We start from the raw sequence: 17,810 nt of genomic DNA on the forward strand, positions 1-17,810 counted from the left end.
TCAGTCTTTCGGCTGAATGAGGTGGACATCACATTGTGGGAATGGGATGTTGATGTTGGCTTCGCGCAGGTTTTCGACGACCTGCTCGTTCAAACCGAATCGGAATAAGGCCAAATCCGCTTCGTTCGTCCATGCCCAAAGCGTGATTTCGATGGCGCTGGCGGCGAGGTTGGTAATGTATACGACGGCAGGTCGTTCTTTGGTTTGAACACATAATGGATGCTCGGTTGCCGCTCTCAAGACGGCGGCTTTGGCGGCTTTCAAGTCGCAGGCGTAGTCGACACCGACAACGACTTGGGCGCGGCACAGGGGTAGGGAGGAGCGGTTGGTGATGCTATTGGTCATGACCACGCTGTTGGGCAGGACGACTTCTTCGTTGTCCGGCGTACTCAAAGAGGTCTGCACCATTTTGATTTCGCGGACGATGCCTTCAAAACCGTTGACGCGGATAAAGTCGCCGACTTTAAACGGGCGGAACAGGATAATCAGCACGCCGGCGGCGAAGTTGGACAGTTGGTCTTTCAAAGACAAAGCCACGGCCAAGCCTGCGCCACCGATCAAGGCGGTCACGGAAGTGGTCGGAATACCGAGTTTACCCAGTGCGGCGATGATGATGAGGATCAGCAGGCCGATGTTGGCGACGTTGCCGAGGAAGCTGACCAGCGTTTTATCGACTTTGGCGCGCGTCAGTGCGGTTTTCATCAGTGTCACCACGCGCGTGGCGACCCAGCGGCCGATAAAGAAGATGGCTAAGGCGGCCAGCAGGTTCATGCCGAAAGACATGCCGGTTTGGGCGAGTTGTTCCCAACCGGAGAAGGGGGAGAGGGATTGAAGATCGAAATTCATAATTGTGTGTGCGTGTGAAGTTGTTTAAAAGGTCATTGTAAAACAAGGCCGTCTGAAAAACTAATGATTTGTTTTTTCAGACGGCCTTTAATCTTTCTTAAATCTTTTTCAGCTTAACGTAAAACGGTTTTGCTCCAACGGCTCACCCATTGTTTTTGTTTGGTGTTGATGTCGGCGCGGTTGGGGGAATCGCTGTGTTTCGGGGTTTGGGCAAACTCGAATACTTTGGGCAGCGGCGTGTTTTTGGCAGCCGGATAGACCCACATTTCGGCAGGCAGGGCTTGTTGCACTTCGCCGCTTTGCAGCCAGCTCACCAGTTTGGCCGCCAGCTCGGGTTGTTTCGCGCCTTTCAAAACGGCCGCGCCTTCAACTTGGCGGAATGTGCCGCCTTTGAGGAAGAGGTTGCCGGTGGGCGGGGTGCTGTATTTGCCTTTGGAGTAGTGGACTTCGGCCGCCGGGCTGGTGGCATAGCTGACTACGAGGGGATAGGCGCCACCGTTTTGGGTAAAGTCGGTGTAGTAGGCTTCGCTCCAGCCTTTGGCGACTTTCACGCCGTTTTGGCGCATTTGCGCCCACCATTTGAACGCGCCTTCTTCACCCATGCCGCCGATGTTGGCCAAGAGGAAGGAGAGGCCGGGCGAAGATGTGGCGGGAGACGGGGTCACCAGAAGGTTTTTATACTCGGGTTTGGTCAAGTCTTGCAGGGTTTGCGGCAAGGGCAGTTTTTTCTGTTCAAACCATTTTTTGTCGTAGTTGATGGCGACATAGGCGTAATCGACGGCCAGCGCATCGGGCAGGGCGGCGGTTACGGGTGCGGATTTGGGTTGGTTGGCGGCAAGGATACCGGCGGCTTTGGCTTTGCCGATGTTGGCGTTGTCCAAACCGTAAACCGCATCGGCAATCGGGTTGGCCTTGCTCAAAATCAGCTTGTTGAGCATTTCGTTGCCGCTGCCTGCCTTGATGACGGACACTTTGGCATCGTTGGCTTTTTCAAATTGCGCGATGACGGTTTGGGGCAGGCTGAAGGATTTGTGCACGGCCAAACGCACTTCGGTTTGGGCGTACAGGTTTGCCGAAGCCAGCAACAGGGCCAAGGCGGACAATTTCAGTTTCATTCTCTTTCCTTTGTGCGGGTAAAATACGAAATATCATAACAAAATTTGCATATCAAGGCACGATATGAATCATTCTCCCGTTTGGCTGTTTGACCTCGACAATACTTTGCACAATGCCGAAGCCGGCATTTTCTACATCATCAACCGCGCCATGACCGAATACATGGCAGGCCGTCTGAAACTTTCCGAAGAAGCCGCCTCCCACCTGCGCCAAGATTATTGGCACCGATACGGCGCGACGCTTGCCGGTTTGCAAATCCATCACCCCGAAGTCGATATCGATGAATTTTTGCGTGAAAGTCACCCACTTAAGCAAATTTTGGCAAAGGTGGAGGGTATGGATGGAACTGATGACGTTTTAGGCCGTCTGAAAGGGCGAAAAGCCGTATTTTCCAACGGGCCTTCGTTTTATGTCCGCGCATTGGTTGAGGCGTTGGGCTTGGAAGTACATTTTGACGGCTTGTTCGGCACGGACGACTTCGGCCTGCTCTACAAACCCAATCCGCAAGCCTATCTCAACGTCTGCCGCCTGTTGGGCGTCCAACCCGAACAGTGCATTATGGTGGACGACAGCGCCGACAATCTGCACCAAGCCAAAGCCTTGGGCATGAAGACCGTTTGGTACGGCGAAAAAGCCCATCCGTTGCCATTTGCCGACGGCATAGCGAAAGATATGCAGGGTTTGCTTGAATTTTGCACAAAACTGCCGTGAAGTTTTGCAAAAACAAGTACAATACACGGTATTGCCGACATTTAAAAACAAGGACAACATCATGCGTAAACTCGCTTTAATTCTGACCGCCGCCGCCGTTTTGGCCAGTTGCTCTTGGGAAACCTACACCAACGAATCCGGCCGTACCGCCGTACGCCAAAAATATGCTACCGGCACACCTATCGTTTATCAGGACGGTACTTACTCTAAAAACATGAATTACAACCAGTTCCGCCCTGAGCGCCGCGCCGTCCAACCCAATCAAGCGGATCATGCTGAACACGGCGAACGCGGCCAGCACTGGCAAAAACCGCAATTTGCCAACCAACAGCCAGCAACCAAATAACAATATCCCCAAGGCCGTCTGAAACGGAGTGAAAAACAATCAACACTTGTTGCCACACTTTTCAGACGGCCTCAAACAATGACAACGGAAACCGTATCATGGCTCAGACAGCTTTAAATATCGTCATCCTCGCCGCCGGTAAAGGCACGCGCATGTACTCCAAAATGCCCAAAGTGCTGCACCGCATCGGCGGCCTTCCCATGGTTGAGCGCGTTATCGACGCCGCCGCCTCCCTGAATCCCCAAAACATTTGCGTCGTCATCGGACACGGCAAAGACCAAGTCTTGGACACCGTCAAACGCGATGTCGTCTGGGTCGAACAAACCGAACAGCTCGGCACCGGCCACGCCGTCAAAACCGCCCTACCCCACCTTGCCGCCGAAGGCCGCACGCTGGTGCTGTACGGCGACGTCCCCCTGATTGACACCGCCACCCTCGAAACCCTGCTCGAAGCCGCCGGCAGCGAAGTCGGCCTGTTGACCGACGTGCCCGCCGACCCGACAGGTTTGGGCCGCATCATCCGCGACAGCAACGGCAGCGTAACCGCCATTGTCGAAGAAAAAGACGCCGATGCCGCCCAAAAGGCCGTGAAAGAAATCAATACCGGCATTTTGGTTCTGCCTAACGCCAAACTCGAAGCTTGGTTGAACAGCCTTTCTAGCAACAATGCCCAAGGCGAATACTATCTGACCGACCTCATCGCCAAAGCCGTTGCCGATGGTATCAAAGTTCATCCCGTCCAAGTCCGCGCTTCCCATCTGGCCGCCGGCGTGAACAACAAACTCCAACTGGCCGAACTCGAGCGTATTTTCCAAACCGAGCAGGCGCAAGAATTGCTCAAAGCAGGCGTCACCCTGCGCGACCCCGCCCGCTTCGACTTAAGAGGCCGTCTGAAACACGGACAAGACGTCGTGATTGACGTTAACGTCGTCCTCGAAGGTGACATCGAAATCGGCGACAACGTCGAAATCGGCGCAAACTGCGTCATCAAAAACGCCAAAATCGGCGCAAACAGCAAAATCGCCCCCTTCTCCCATTTTGAAGGTTGCGAAGTCGGCGAAAACAACCAAATCGGCCCATACGCCCGTTTGCGTCCGCAAGCCAAACTGGCCGATGACGTACACGTCGGCAACTTCGTCGAAATCAAAAACGCCGCCATCGGCAAAGGCACCAAAGCCAACCACCTCACCTACATCGGCGACGCCGAAGTCGGCAGCAAAACCAACTTCGGCGCAGGCACGATCATTGCCAACTACGACGGCGTGAACAAATACAAAACCATCATTGGCGACGAAGTCCGCATCGGCTCCAACTGCGTCCTAGTCGCCCCCGTCACCCTCGGCAACAAAGTGACGACAGGCGCAGGCAGCACGATTACCCGCAATGTCGAAGACAACAAACTCGTTCTCGCCCGTTCGCGCCAAACCGTCATCGAAGGCTGGGTGCGTCCGGAAAAAGGCGATAAGAAGTAAGGCTGCCTGAAAATAAGAAAGACTTAATTCTTAATTAGGACGTATTAATGGAAGAAAACACTGATATAGAACAAGCTCGAAGTTTGGTTATCGAGACATCTAGATTAATGGTTGCATATCGAGACAATAGTGAAAAACTTGTGAATGATGTTCGAAATGAGTTAGACAAATCTTTAATTGAACAACGTCGTATGCTTGTTCAGATGATTAGGGAGGAAGTAACAAAAGAAGTCTCTCAAGCTGTTTATGCTTATGTAAAAGATATGGAAAAAGCCCGTAATCAGATGGCAGATCAAGTTAGAGAATTTAATGGCTACCTTCGGAAAGTACAGGAGGAAAATAATAAAATTTCTTCCCGTTCAGTATGGGTTACATCGCTAACATTGGCAACGTTGGTTATTGGGGGAATTGCATTGATTTGGTTTTATTCGGGAGTTATTCAGAGTAAGAAAATTGATGCAGATATGGTTACACGGATTAATCAAGCAGATATTGTCCGTTGCGGAAATGATTTATGCGCGAGGACAAGTAAAGCTGGAGAAAATGGGTATAGAGTTATTAAAAAACGATGATAACTTATTTGAGCTAAATAAATAGTGAGGATTTTAAACGTGGTAAAGTATTTCTTATATGGATTTTCAAGTTTTTTATTTTTAATAAATGCTTATGCTGGAAGTCGGCCTGAAAGTCTTGCCAAGATAATTTATGAAAAAGAAATAGATTTAAATCAAGATAGAATAAAGGATAAATTAGTTATTGAGGAAAACTCGGGAGGTAAAAGAAATTTAAAAATCCTTGTTAAAGATTCTAAAAAACAGTGGAATACAGTTATTGAAAACCGTAATATGGTTTTATGCAAATATTGTGGAGGAGTGAGTACAGGAGATCCTTTGGTTTCGGTTGAAGCAAAAAGAAATGTGTTTGAAATTACACAAGAAGGAGGAAGTCGTGAAAGATGGACTTCTGTATATAGATTTCAATATTCACCTAAATTAAGTACATGGATTTTGAGAAAAGCGAGATTGAACGTGTATGATACGGTAACTGGCAAGAATGAGATAAAAAGGAAAAGTATAAATAGTTCAAAACCAGTAAAACTTCAAGATTTCAATTATGATGAATTTTTTTATAATTAAGTAGAGCGAGTCTATATGAATAATAATACGAAATTGATGCATGAGGAAAAAATCCTTCAGGAAGCTATGTCGAATGGAATTTCTTCGAGAAAAGAACTGGCCAATCTTCTTGCTCAGGTTGCTCATGAATCTGGTAATTTTAGTACTATGGAAGAAAATTTAAATTATTCTGCTAAAAGATTAGCTTAATTATGGCCCAAAAGATATGCAGATGGAAATCATAATTCAAATGAAAAAGCTTTGAATATTGCTAACAACCCTGAAAAAATTGCTAATGATGTGTACTCCAATAGAATGGGAAATGGTAATTCTAATTCAGGAGATGGTTACCGTTATCGAGGTAGAGGCTATATTCAATTAACTGGGCGCAGTAATTATGAAATGGCTACGAAAGAATTGCAGATCGATCTAATTAATAAACCAAAATTAGCCGCAACTTCAGAAGTTGCGGCCAAAATAGCTATTTTATATTGGGAAAAAAGAGTTCCGGATTCTCACAAAGAGAATGTACGACAAGCTACAAAATATATTAATGGTGGTTTAAATGGTTTGGCAGATAGACAAAATAAGTATGATGAGTATTATCAAAAATTAACTCCTGAATATTTAGATAAAATTCAAAAAGGGCAGCAACATTCATCAAACGCACAATACAATGATTTTAGTGCATTAGTTAGCAATCTGATCAATGATAAAATTGCATTGTTTTGGTTTTATTCAAATGCTCTCCGGAGTAAGAAGCTCGATGTAGATATGATTACACGGATTAATCGGGCGGATATTGTCCGTTGCGAAAACGAATTATGCGCTAGGACAAGTAAGGCTGGAGAAAATGGTTACAGAGTAATTCAGAAACGATACTAGTAATATTTGGAGGATAAATAATGAAAAAACTTATCGCAATATTTTTATTAATTCCTTTGGCAGCATTTTCCAATGCTCGCCCATTATCTTTTTCAGGGACTTGGTTATATACGGATCAGGTTGGAGATACCGTTGGAGGGAAAGAATTGGTCCTTAAACAAACGGGTAATTTAGTTACAGGGATATGGAATGAAGGAATTTCGACAGGTAGCGGGGGAAGTGGAAAACTAAAAGGATATGTGAAGGGAAACAAACTATTTTTAAATTATTGTTCTGATGAAGGAAACAATTGGTATAAATCTTGTCCTGAATATGAAAATGATGGAAGTTATTTTATTAAAAAAAATAATAAAATTATTGAATATAATATAACATATAATAAATTATATAAAAAAGGTAATGAGTTTATTTTAACTAAATAAGGGGTATGAAATGGTAGATTCAACCAACCAACATAAAACATTAAGTAAAGAAGATTTCCAAACTATAGCTTACTTTGCAGTAGGTGTTTCTTCTGAATCAAAATCAAACGCTTATAGATTAGTTATCGCAGCAAATACTAGAGATGGAAAATTATATCCCATCGGAAATAGTGGATATTCTATTGGAACAATACAAACAGATTTAGGACAACACCCTGAAGTTGCCAAAGATTTAGTTGGAGCATATCAAAAATGGACATTAGAGAAAAAACCTGATTGGAGGCTCTCTGAAACTCAAGAAAAAGCGATAATTCATGATTTGGGAAGAACGGGGAAAGAGATAATAAGAGAAGATAGGCGACCATTGCCATCTGAGTTTAAATCTAGGCTAAATCAATTCTTAAGTAGTAAAGATGGAATTACTTGGGTTCATACTCGAGATGTAAATCAGATCAATAAGATTGAGCAAAATATTTTTATTCCTCTACAAGAAACAAAACTATATCAAGAGTTATCTTTTGATGATAAAACACATTTAGTAGCAGTTACTTCAAAACTTTATAATCAAAGTGAAAGGTGGGGGAGAAAAGTTTTGCAAGAAGTTAAAGATGGGAAATTTCATTCAGTCAATGAAGTAGATAGTAGAATTGATAGCTTTATTAAAGCCAGCGGCAAAAAGGACTATATAGAAACTGGTCGAAAAGAGGCAGTATTAGGCGCAACTTTAATCTCTCAATTAAATATCATAGAAAAAGATAATAGTCTTTTTGATAAATGGAATAGTGTTAAAACAACTCCTCTTGACAATCCTGCTAAATTAGAAGGGAATAAAAAAGATAATCATAATGAAATTAGAAACCTATTTATTGATCCTGAAAAATCCATAAATAAAATTAAACAGAGAGAAGATAAGAAAGTAGGTACGCAATTTTCATATGATGACTTTAGTACTTTAGTTAACAACCTGATTAACGATAAAGACGGTTCGTTTACCAAACAGTTGTTAGCAGACAATAAAGATATCGTTGATGCTTTTGATGCCAAAGTTCAGGAGAAAATAAAGCAAGAAGAACAACAAACTATTGCCCAAGAAGCACAACGGGAAGTAGTTGAGAAAAGTTTTGGTAGCCGTTCTTTTAGTTAGTAATGGCACCGAAAAGCTTGAAACAATACCTCGTACCGTCTGAAAGTCAGCGTTGCGGATTTTACCAACGGGGCTACTGCCCCATATTGATACTAAGGAACTTATATGTGCGGTATCGTAGGTGCTATTCGCGCCAATCACAATGTAGTCGATTTTCTGACCGACGGTCTCAAACGCCTTGAATATCGGGGCTACGACTCGTCGGGTATCGCCGTCAACGCAGACGGCAAAATCAAACGCGTGCGCCGTGTCGGCCGCGTGCAGCTGATGGAAGACGCCGCGTGCGAAAAAGGCGTGTTCGGACACATCGGCATCGGTCATACCCGCTGGGCGACCCACGGCGGCGTAACCGAACCCAACGCCCACCCCCACATCTCCGGCGGCATGATTGCCGTCGTCCACAACGGCATCATCGAAAACTTCGAAGCCGAACGCGAACGCCTCCAATCCTTGGGCTACACCTTCGAATCGCAAACCGATACCGAAGTCATCGCCCACAGCGTCAATCACGAATACACCCAAAACGGCGGCAAACTGTTTGAAGCCGTCCGCGCAGCTATCGCCCGTTTCCACGGCGCATACGCCATCGCCGTGATGGCGCAGGACAAACCCGAAGAAATGGTGGTCGCACGCATGGGCTGCCCGCTCTTGGTGGCATTGGGCGACCAAGAAACCTTCATCGCCTCCGACGTTTCCGCCGTCATCGCCTTTACCCGCCGCATTGCCTATTTGGAAGACGGCGACATCGCCGTATTGAGCGCGAACGGCATCGAAAAACTCATCGACAAAACCGGTGCCGACACCCAACGCAAAGTCAAAGTATCCGAATTGTCGCTCGCTTCGCTGGAGTTGGGCCCGTACAGCCACTTCATGCAAAAAGAAATCCACGAACAGCCGCGTGCCATCGCCGATACCGCCGAAGTTTTCCTTGACGGTGGCTTCGAACCTGAAAACTTCGGCGCGAACGCACGCGAAGTGTTCGACGACATCCGCAGCATCAAAATCCTTGCCTGCGGCACGTCCTACTACGCCGCGCTGACCTCTAAATACTGGCTCGAATCCATCGCCAAAATCCCGACCGATGTCGAAATCGCCAGCGAATACCGCTACCGCGACGTGATTGCTGATCCAAAACAATTGGTCATCACCATTTCCCAATCCGGCGAAACCTTGGACACGATGGAAGCCCTGAAATACGCGCAGTCTTTAGGACACAAACACAGCCTATCCATCTGCAACGTCATGGAATCCGCCCTGCCGCGCGAAAGCGAATTGGTGCTGTACACCCGTGCCGGCGCAGAAATCGGCGTTGCCTCTACCAAAGCGTTCACCACGCAACTGGTTGTATTGTTCGGCTTGGCGGTAACGCTGGGCAAACAACGCGGCTTTGTTTCCGCCGAAAAAGCGCATGAATACGTCGAAGAACTGCGCCAACTGCCCGGCAGCATCCAACACGCCCTCAACCTTGAGCCGCAAATCGCCGCGTGGGCGCAAAAATTCGCCAAGAAAAACAGCGCACTGTTTTTAGGTCGAGGCATCCACTTCCCGATCGCTCTCGAAGGCGCGTTGAAGCTGAAAGAAATCACCTACATCCACGCCGAAGCCTATCCCGCAGGCGAATTGAAACATGGCCCGCTGGCATTGGTGGACGAAAACATGCCCGTCGTCGTCATCGCACCGAACGACGGCTTGCTGGACAAAGTCAAAGCCAATATGCAGGAAGTCGGCGCACGCGGCGGCGAACTCTTCGTCTTTGCCGATTTGGACAGCAATTTCAACGCCACCGACGGCGTGCACGTCATCCGCGCCCCGCGACACGTCGGCGTACTCTCGCCGATCGTGCATACCATCCCCGTGCAGCTCCTGTCCTACCACGCCGCCCTCGCACGCGGTACGGATGTGGACAAACCGCGCAACCTGGCTAAATCGGTAACGGTTGAGTAAAGCCTAGCTTGAACGATAAAAGGTCGTCTGAAAAGTTTCAGACGACCTTAATTATTAATTGAAGGCAATCAAATGAATAGAATCTACAAATACCTACTGGTAATCGCTGCATTGGCGGCAGCAGGCTTCGGTATATATCAATATACCACGCCCGACAAATATCAATACTGGAAAGAATTGATTACCAAAGACCCCAAGCCTGACGGAGTTTCGGAACAGGAATACAGGGAAAAACTCAGGGCGGGCATTGCTGGCGGGACAGGAAGTTTTACACTCCTGAGGAATTACACAGGAAAGCAATGGTCAGCTTCACAGAAAGAATGCTAGGAGTAGCAATTATTCTACAGAATAGTTCTATTACTACTTTAGCAGAAAATTCTTATGTTGATTGCCAAAAAAACGTAAACTCTTGCAGTGTTTGGCTTATTCCGAAAAATTATACTAACAGACAGTGGGATAACTTATTTTTATCGGCAAAAAAATCCACAGATTATGTTTTATTAGAGGAATACCCTAAAAAACAAATTAAACAATCTATTGATTTAGAGAAGTATTTTATACAATACGGTAATAAGGGATTTACCTTGGTGGCCACAGGTGCAGAAGGGGGAGAATCAGTTTATGGTTCGGACTGTTGTAAGGTTTTAAGTAGAAAGGACGTAGAACCTATAATTAAAAACAGACATTTAATTACTTTTGCAGAAGTTTTTCCTGAGAAATATATCCCAAGCAGTATTGAGATCGAAAATTATGGAATAGGAAATTTTTATTTCAATTCTAGGGAAGTAATTCCAAGTTTGTCCTATTCGAATAAGGAGGGAAAAGTTTCTCATCAGGCAGATTATTCAGAACTTTTCTTAATGAACAATTGTGGTGATGTTCTGTGGAAACCATATTATCATTTATCTTTGTATTGATTATAAAAGGATGTAGGAAATGCCAAATTTAAGCATTCAAAAATCTCTATCGGTTTCCGAGGTAACTATTGATAACGTTTTATCACGATATTTATGGAATAGTCATACACCACCTAAACGAGAAGATATGGAATTATCGGTAACTCATGAGAAGCGTTTTCCTATCGGAAGTAATGCTGTGGATTATATGAAAAATGGTGCAAACCAATATGCTATATTGGAACCTCTTACAAGCAAAGAGGTCGTCTGAAAAGTTTTAGACAACCTTGGTTATTAATTAAAGGCAAGCAAATGAATAAAACCTACAAATACCTACTGGCAATCGCTGCATTGACGGCAGCAGGCTTCGGTATATATCAATATACCGCGCCCGACAAATACCAATACTGGAAAGAACTGATTGCCAAAGACCCCAAGCCTGACGGAGTTTCGGAACAGGAATACAGGGAAAAACTCAGGGCAGGCTATTGCTGGCGGGACAGGAAGTTTTACACGTCCGCAGAATTACACAGGAAAGCAATGGTCAGTTTTGCAGGTAGGTTGTTGGGGGAGGCTGAAGCCTATAAGGCCAACATGACCACCAATCAGGGCGGACGGGATTATTCTACGGGAGCAGACTGCGTACGTCACGAAAAAGCTTGTAGCGTCTGGTTTGTCCCGCAAGATTACACCAATGAGCAATGGGACAGGATGTTTTTGGCGGAGAAAGACCCGATGGATGGGGCATTGCTGGCAAAATATCCTAAAAAGGAAATCAGACAGGAAAATGATTTGAGAAACTATTTGGAACAATATGACAATAAAGGTTTTACTTTGATTCTTAGAGGTTCCAGTAAGAACGGTGCCAATGTGTATGGTTCTGATTGCTGTACAGTTTTAAGTAAAAAAGAGGCTGAACCAATAATTAAAAAAGATGCTTTAATTACCTATTTGGAAGGAGCAGCAATTTTTCCAGAAAATGACATACCCCAAAATATCAATATTCAAAATTACGGAGTAGGTAATTTTTATTTTAAATTTACTGGTGTAGATCCTGGCCTGCATAGATGGGACGTAAATAAAGAGAGAACGTATCAACAATATGCTACAGAAATATTATTCATGAACAATTGCGGAGATGTTTTGTGGCAGCCTTTTTATGTCAAATAACTTATCTTCTTAACGAGGAGCAACATTATCATGTCAGATAACCAAAAATCTTTAGCTGTATCCGATGTTACAGTAGATAGAATTTTATCCCAATATTTGTGGAATAGCCCGATACCACCCAAAAGAGAAGATATGGGAATATCGATAACATTAGCTAATCGTACACCAGTAAAAATTGACGCAACCGACTATATGAAAAATGGTGCAGGCAGATATGCCACGGCAGCAGATTTCAAGATGTTTGAAAATTTTTTTAAAGCCTCGAATTTACCTGTAAGAAATACACCTTATTCTTTCGATGAGATTGGCAATAAAATCTATGGGATAGAACGATTTAACAGTTGGAAAAATGATTTCTACAGTACGACTCCAGGAAAAGGTTTTACTGTCGCTATTTCTCAATATGGAATCGACACTTCATCTTCAGACTATGTCGAACGTGCTTTTATCTTTGGTTCAACACAAGTAGTTGTTACACCTGATGATCTTAGAAAACTTCAATTCTTCGTCCGACCCGACGGCAGTCGCGAAATCCGCAACCTCAGAATCACGCCTAAAAACGACAACTTTGACTTCATCGGAGGTTCATCTTCCCAAGACGCTTCGGGAAAACTTCAGAAATGGGCGGTAGGCAAAGCAAATGCAGTGTTCAATTCCGTATTGGATCCGAAAGGTATAGGCAGATCGGTCCCGCTCGTCTATACCGATACCGACAAGCTGCCATTTGTCAATATTACGGATAAGGACTTCAAAAGACTCCAATCGGAGAAATCGAACCAAGAAAAACCAGATATTCTGATGGAAGAAACAGGTATTCTTCTGTTTCGTCAAGGAGGAGGGTTATTTAATAAGCTGAAAAAATCACCAGCCTTATATGATAAAAGCCTGCTGGGGCGTTGGCGAGACATTGAGCAGAATGCCAACGAAAAGTACCAAAAAACCCGTGACCTTATCGAAAAAGATCCGAATATGATGTCTTTGGATGAAAGGGATGAACGCGATCAATACGCGGCGGATATTGATAAACCAATGGCTTTAACTATTGAGGATATGCCGCAAAACGCCCAAAAAATCTATCATCAAGGGAAACAGATTTTTGCTGATTTTTGTGCCCAGAAAAACATCGCTTACGATGCAAATAGTTTGGACAATATTGCGATGTCGTTAGCTTCAGTGGCTTATAAAAACAAGATGAGTGGTGTGTCTTTAATCAATATTAACGATAATGGGAAAGTCTCGGTCGGACACAGAGCCCCCGGATTAATAATGGCTTCTGTAGATATGTGGGAAGCGGCTAAGACGCCGGTAGAGGAAAGCCTGAGCCAAATTCAGCAAACAGCACAACAAATTGAATATGAGGAGCTACAAAAACAAATCGTGCAATCCCAATCACATGGAGCTAGGCTTTCTTAAGCAGAATCAAAAGAAAATGTAAAAATAGGACTTAAATTCTACCAATTATCTACAAATGGTTTGATTGATTTTAAACAAAGTTAAAGGCCGTCTGAAAAATCTTTCAGACGGCCTGTTGTTTTAAAGCGTTTTATTCTGCGCCGACAACGACGATGTTGAGGTCTTTGAATTTGACGCGGCGTTGCCATGCGTCGCGGACTTGTTCGACGGTCAGGCTGTTGATGGCTTTGGGGTAGGCTTCCAAGTAGTCGTTGGGCAGGTCGTAGAGGCCGATCAGGCTCAGGTAGTTGAGCAGTTTGTCGTTGGAGTCGTAGCGCAGGGGGAAGCCGCCGACGATGTTGGCTTTGGCCTGTTTCAGCTCGGCTTCGGTTGGGCCTTCGGCGATAAACTGTTCAATGACGGCTTGGGTGTCAGCCAGTGAGGCTTTGGTGTTTTTCTTTTGGGTGGAGTAGGAAACGGTAAACGTGCCTTCTTCTGTCGCCGGGGCGAGGCTGCTGTATACGCCGTAGGTGTAGCCGTGTTGGTCGCGCAAAACTTTCATGAGACGACTGTCGAAACCGCCGCCGCCGAGGATGTAGTTGCCGGCAATGAGGGCGTAATAGTCGGGATCATGGCGTTTGAAGAGCGAGGTGCCGAGCAGGACTTGTGCCTGTGTGCCGGCAAAGGGGATGTCGCGGCGTTGGGCGGCTTGTTTGGGAACGGGAGGGATGGCGTGGGTTGCGGTGGCTTTGGCCGGCAGGTCTTTGAGGACGCGTTCGACCAGTTGCTCTGCCTGTTTGCGGTTGAGGTCGCCGACGATGGCGACGATGGCGTTGTCTTTGCCGTAGTGGGTGCGGTGGAAGGCGCGGATGTCGTCCAGACTAACGCGTTTGAGGCTGTCAACGGTTATGTTTGCGCCGCTGCCGTAGGGGTGGTTCGGGTAGATGAGTTTGGTCAGTTCGCGCGTGGCGGTGTAGTCGGGGGTGGTTTCCTGTTGTTGCAAGCCGGTAATGGATTGGATTTGACGGCGGCGGAAAACGGCTTCGTCAAAGCGCGGACGGGTCAGCGAGTGGTTGAGCAAGTTGGCGGCTTTGTCGCGGATGTCGGCTTTGCTGAGGCTGCGGAAGCCTGCGGATGCGCTTTCGGCATTGCTGTCGCTGCTGATGTGCGCACCGATGTTGTCGGCTTCGGCATTGAAGGCTTCTTCGTCCAGCTCTTGGGTACCGTCGGTCAGGAGGGCGGCGGTAAATTCGGCAACTTGGCTTTTGCCGTCCGGATTGGCGACGCTGCCTGCGCCCTTGAAGCTGACTTCAAGGTCGATGATGGGGTTTTCGTGGCGTTCGACAAGGAGGATTTGGGTGCCGTCGCGGTTGCGCCAGCGTTGGATGTCGGTGGCGGCTTGGACGCTTAAGGGCAGGAGCAGGGCAAGGGTGAGCAGGGTGGGTTTCATGTTGTGGCTTTCTGTTAAGGCCGTCTGAAAGGGTATGGACTTTCAGACGGCCTGATGTTTATCGGCGTTTGGCAGCTTTTTTGCTTGGCGCGGCGGCAGGTTTTTGCGGCTCGATGATGACGGTGCTCATGCGCTCGTCGGTTAACATCCGGGCGGCGGCCTGTACTTCTTGCGCGCTGACTGCCTGTAAGCGGCGGTGGATTTCTTGTTCGTCGGTATATTGGAAACCGCGCGCTTCGAGGCGGCCCATCATGGAGGCTTGGGAAGACATGGAGTCTTTGGCGTAGATTTCGCTGACCGCTGCCTGGGTTTTGACGCGCTGCAATTCTTCTTCGGAAACGCCGTTGTCGGCAATGTCTTTGATTTCTTGGCGCAGCTGGGCAATCAGAGTATCGGTTTTTACGCCTTCGGTAGGCATGGCCATTACGCTGAACAGCGGCATTTCTCGGCTGATGATGTCGTAATGCGTTCCTGCGTTCAATGCGGTTTGCTTGCCGCGTACGAGGTTTTTGTCAAAACGGCTGGACGCGTTGCCTGCCAAAATATCGGAGAGGACGTCGAGGGCAAAAGGCATCGTGTCGTCGAATTTTTGGAGTTTCGGCACACGGAAGTTGATGGCAATCAGCGGCTGGTGTGTGACCGGAGAAGTGGCTTTGACTGTAACGGGCTTGCGCAAATAGGGTTCGGTATGGAGTTTGTTGCGCGGCGGCTGTGCTTTGGCCGGAATATCGCCAAAGAGTTTGGCGGCCGTCTGAAGCGTTTGTTTGGCATCGACATCGCCGACAATGACCAATACGGCATTGTTGGGTGCGTAATATTGTTTGTACCACGCGCGCAGGTCGTCGGCTTTTAGGGTGTGCAAATCTTTCATGTAGCCGATGACGGAGGCGCGCATGGACGGTTGGGTAAAGGCGGCAAGATAGGCTTGTTCCCACATTTTGCCGTCGGCTGTGTCTTCCGTGCGCTGGCGGCGTTCTTCACGGATGACGTTCATCTCGTTGAGGAACTCTTTGTCGCTAAAGTTGAGGTTGTGCATGCGGTCGGCTTCGAGCTTCAGAATCTCGGGTAGGTTGGCGGCGGCGACGTTTTCGTAATACACCGTTTCATTGCGGCTGGTGTAGGCATTGTTTTGTCCACCCAGCTCGGACACGCGGCGGTTGAACTCGCCGGAGGGAACGTCTTTCGTGCCCTTAAACATCATGTGTTCCAAAGCGTGGCTTAGGCCGCTTTTGCCCGGTTTTTCATCCACGCTGCCGATTTTGTACCAAATCTGCGAAACGGCCACAGGCGCGCGATGGTCTTCTTTAACGATGATTTTCAGACCGTTGGGCAGGGTTTCAGAAAGCGTCTGCGCCCATGAGGCGGCAGGCAGCGCGAAGGCAAGCATTAAAGCAATTCGGCGTAACATGGTTTAATCCGTAAAATGAAAATCAATCGCCAAAGTATAGCGGAAAATCTGGAAGATTGGCCGAATGTTTCAGACGGCCCGGGCTTTATCTGCTGATTCACATCAAGCGCGGCCGTTGCCAATCTTTACCGTCGCGCCTCATTCGCGGATAATCCCAAACATTCCCGTTTCCAACCATCACAAAGGAATCATCATGGCATTTTTGAAACTGACCGAACAAGATGTTCAAGGCAAAACCGTTCTGATCCGCGCCGATATGAACGTACCGTTCAAAGACGGCAACATCAGCGACGACACCCGTATCCGCGCTTCGCTCGCATCCATCAAATACTGCTTGGACAACGGCGCGTCTGTGATCGTGATGACCCACCTTGGCCGTCCGACCGAAGGCGAATTCCATCCTGAAGACGATGTAGCGCCTGTTGCCGCGCATTTGGGCAAACTGTTGGGCAAAGACGTGAAAGTATTGAACGACTGGCGTGAAAACAAACCAACCTTGAACGCTGGTGATGTGGTGATGTTACAAAACGTGCGCATCAACAAAGGAGAGAAGAAAAACGACTTGGAGCTGGGCAAAGCCTACGCTTCTTTGTGCGACGTGTTCGTCAACGACGCATTCGGTACCGCCCACCGCGCCCAAGCTTCGACTGAAGCCGTTGCCCAAGCCGCACCGGTTGCCTGTGTCGGCGTGTTGATGGCGGGCGAACTCGACGCTTTGGGCAAAGCCCTGAAACAACCGGCTCATCCGATGGTCGCCATTGTTGCCGGCAGCAAAGTGTCTACCAAACTGACCATCCTCGAATCTTTGGCCGACAAAGTCGACCAACTCATCGTCGGCGGCGGCATTGCCAATACCTTCCTGTTGGCAGAAGGCAAAGCCATCGGCAAATCTTTGGCCGAACACGATTTGGTGGAAGAATCCAAAAAAATCATGGCGAAAATGGCGGCCAAAGGTGGCTCTGTTCCGCTGCCGACCGATGTGGTTGTCGCTAAAGCCTTCGCCGCCGATGCAGAAGCTGTGGTGAAAGACATTGCCGACGTTGCCGAAGACGACATGATTTTGGACATCGGCCCTAAATCCGCCGCTGCTTTGGCCGATTTGCTCAAAGCCGCAGGCACGGTGGTGTGGAACGGCCCGGTCGGCGTGTTTGAATTTGACCAATTTGCCGGCGGTACTAAAGTATTGGCCGAAGCGATTGCCCAAAGCGATGCGTTCTCGATTGCCGGCGGCGGCGACACTTTGGCGGCGATTGCCAAATTCGGCGTAACCGATCAAATCAGCTACATTTCTACCGGCGGCGGTGCGTTCCTTGAGTTCTTGGAAGGCAAAGAGTTGCCTGCCGTTGCTGCTTTGGAAAAACGCGGCGCATAATCGGTTTTAAAATCGATTGTTAAAAATAAAGGCCGTCTGAAAAATGAACTGGCCCCCAAATCTTGGACACTCATAAAAGCCTTTTCAGGCGCTCTGTGCAAGCTGGGTTCTGTATGCGACA

At 47.3% G+C, this 17,810-nt stretch carries 20 protein-coding genes; 16 read left to right on the forward strand and 4 right to left on the reverse strand.

The window, feature by feature from the left end:
- Positions 1 to 846, reverse strand: a complete 846-nt coding sequence (locus ACTHSQ_RS08695) for a mechanosensitive ion channel family protein (RefSeq protein ID WP_440371840.1) — start codon at positions 844 to 846, stop codon at positions 1 to 3.
- A gap of 113 nt (positions 847 to 959) precedes the next feature.
- Positions 960 to 1,961 (reverse strand): thiamine ABC transporter substrate-binding protein, encoded by a 1,002-nt coding sequence (locus ACTHSQ_RS08700; RefSeq protein ID WP_440371841.1) that lies wholly within the window; start codon positions 1,959 to 1,961, stop codon positions 960 to 962.
- Between the two features lie 64 nt (positions 1,962 to 2,025).
- Between ACTHSQ_RS08700 and ACTHSQ_RS08705 the strand changes: the two genes are divergently transcribed.
- From ACTHSQ_RS08705 to ACTHSQ_RS08775, 15 genes are all read left to right on the forward strand, one after another.
- Positions 2,026 to 2,673 carry a pyrimidine 5'-nucleotidase gene (locus ACTHSQ_RS08705; RefSeq protein WP_440371842.1) on the forward strand — a complete coding sequence of 216 codons (648 nt, stop codon included), beginning with the start codon at positions 2,026 to 2,028 and terminating at the stop codon, positions 2,671 to 2,673.
- Between the two features lie 61 nt (positions 2,674 to 2,734).
- Positions 2,735 to 3,019: a hypothetical protein gene (locus tag ACTHSQ_RS08710; RefSeq protein WP_440371843.1), complete on the forward strand. Its 285-nt coding sequence runs from the start codon at positions 2,735 to 2,737 to the stop codon at positions 3,017 to 3,019.
- 98 nt (positions 3,020 to 3,117) lie between these two features.
- Positions 3,118 to 4,491, forward strand: coding sequence for a bifunctional UDP-N-acetylglucosamine diphosphorylase/glucosamine-1-phosphate N-acetyltransferase GlmU (gene glmU / locus ACTHSQ_RS08715; protein ID WP_440371844.1), 1,374 nt, complete (start codon positions 3,118 to 3,120; stop codon positions 4,489 to 4,491).
- A 47-nt stretch (positions 4,492 to 4,538) separates the two neighbouring features.
- Positions 4,539 to 5,063 carry a hypothetical protein gene (locus tag ACTHSQ_RS08720; protein ID WP_003686621.1) on the forward strand — a complete coding sequence of 175 codons (525 nt, stop codon included), beginning with the start codon at positions 4,539 to 4,541 and terminating at the stop codon, positions 5,061 to 5,063.
- Between the two features lie 39 nt (positions 5,064 to 5,102).
- Complete coding sequence (locus tag ACTHSQ_RS08725) at positions 5,103 to 5,627, forward strand: hypothetical protein (protein ID WP_440371845.1); 525 nt, start codon at positions 5,103 to 5,105, stop codon at positions 5,625 to 5,627.
- 15 nt (positions 5,628 to 5,642) lie between these two features.
- Entirely contained in the window at positions 5,643 to 5,816 is a 174-nt protein-coding gene (locus tag ACTHSQ_RS08730) for a hypothetical protein (protein WP_440371846.1), read from the forward strand.
- 51 nt (positions 5,817 to 5,867) lie between these two features.
- Positions 5,868 to 6,491 carry a glycoside hydrolase family 19 protein gene (locus tag ACTHSQ_RS08735; RefSeq protein WP_440371847.1) on the forward strand — a complete coding sequence of 208 codons (624 nt, stop codon included), beginning with the start codon at positions 5,868 to 5,870 and terminating at the stop codon, positions 6,489 to 6,491.
- Positions 6,492 to 6,511: 20 nt separating this feature from the next.
- Complete coding sequence (locus ACTHSQ_RS08740; protein ID WP_440371848.1) at positions 6,512 to 6,913, forward strand: hypothetical protein; 402 nt, start codon at positions 6,512 to 6,514, stop codon at positions 6,911 to 6,913.
- Positions 6,914 to 6,923: 10 nt separating this feature from the next.
- Positions 6,924 to 8,057, forward strand: coding sequence for a hypothetical protein (locus ACTHSQ_RS08745; protein ID WP_440371849.1), 1,134 nt, complete (start codon positions 6,924 to 6,926; stop codon positions 8,055 to 8,057).
- Between the two features lie 105 nt (positions 8,058 to 8,162).
- Positions 8,163 to 10,001, forward strand: a complete 1,839-nt coding sequence (gene glmS / locus ACTHSQ_RS08750) for a glutamine--fructose-6-phosphate transaminase (isomerizing) (protein ID WP_003686601.1) — start codon at positions 8,163 to 8,165, stop codon at positions 9,999 to 10,001.
- A 72-nt stretch (positions 10,002 to 10,073) separates the two neighbouring features.
- Complete coding sequence (locus ACTHSQ_RS08755; RefSeq protein WP_440371850.1) at positions 10,074 to 10,328, forward strand: hypothetical protein; 255 nt, start codon at positions 10,074 to 10,076, stop codon at positions 10,326 to 10,328.
- Complete coding sequence (locus tag ACTHSQ_RS08760; RefSeq protein ID WP_440371851.1) at positions 10,301 to 10,918, forward strand: hypothetical protein; 618 nt, start codon at positions 10,301 to 10,303, stop codon at positions 10,916 to 10,918. Before ACTHSQ_RS08755 ends, ACTHSQ_RS08760 begins: the two co-directional genes overlap by 28 nt.
- 19 nt (positions 10,919 to 10,937) lie before the next feature.
- Complete coding sequence (locus ACTHSQ_RS08765; protein WP_036473373.1) at positions 10,938 to 11,168, forward strand: hypothetical protein; 231 nt, start codon at positions 10,938 to 10,940, stop codon at positions 11,166 to 11,168.
- A gap of 41 nt (positions 11,169 to 11,209) precedes the next feature.
- Entirely contained in the window at positions 11,210 to 12,067 is an 858-nt protein-coding gene (locus ACTHSQ_RS08770; RefSeq protein WP_003686564.1) for a hypothetical protein, read from the forward strand.
- Positions 12,068 to 12,097: 30 nt separating this feature from the next.
- Positions 12,098 to 13,480 (forward strand): calcium-binding protein, encoded by a 1,383-nt coding sequence (locus ACTHSQ_RS08775; protein ID WP_440371852.1) that lies wholly within the window; start codon positions 12,098 to 12,100, stop codon positions 13,478 to 13,480.
- Between the two features lie 130 nt (positions 13,481 to 13,610).
- Here ACTHSQ_RS08775 and ACTHSQ_RS08780 read toward each other — a convergent pair whose 3' ends face one another.
- Together ACTHSQ_RS08780 and ACTHSQ_RS08785 are read right to left on the reverse strand one after the other, a co-directional pair.
- Positions 13,611 to 14,909, reverse strand: a complete 1,299-nt coding sequence (locus tag ACTHSQ_RS08780) for a M16 family metallopeptidase (RefSeq protein ID WP_440371853.1) — start codon at positions 14,907 to 14,909, stop codon at positions 13,611 to 13,613.
- Between the two features lie 58 nt (positions 14,910 to 14,967).
- Positions 14,968 to 16,317, reverse strand: a complete 1,350-nt coding sequence (locus tag ACTHSQ_RS08785) for a M16 family metallopeptidase (protein WP_440371854.1) — start codon at positions 16,315 to 16,317, stop codon at positions 14,968 to 14,970.
- Positions 16,318 to 16,510: 193 nt separating this feature from the next.
- Here ACTHSQ_RS08785 and ACTHSQ_RS08790 point away from each other — a divergent pair, with 193 nt between their 5' ends.
- The gene (locus ACTHSQ_RS08790) at positions 16,511 to 17,689 is read left to right on the forward strand and encodes a phosphoglycerate kinase (RefSeq protein ID WP_440371855.1); all 1,179 of its coding nucleotides are present in this window, start codon (positions 16,511 to 16,513) and stop codon (positions 17,687 to 17,689) included.
- The last annotated feature ends 121 nt before the right edge of the window (positions 17,690 to 17,810 follow it).

Source organism: Neisseria sp. P0009.S008, assembly GCF_051958615.1.
Lineage (GTDB): Bacteria > Pseudomonadota > Gammaproteobacteria > Burkholderiales > Neisseriaceae > Neisseria > Neisseria subflava.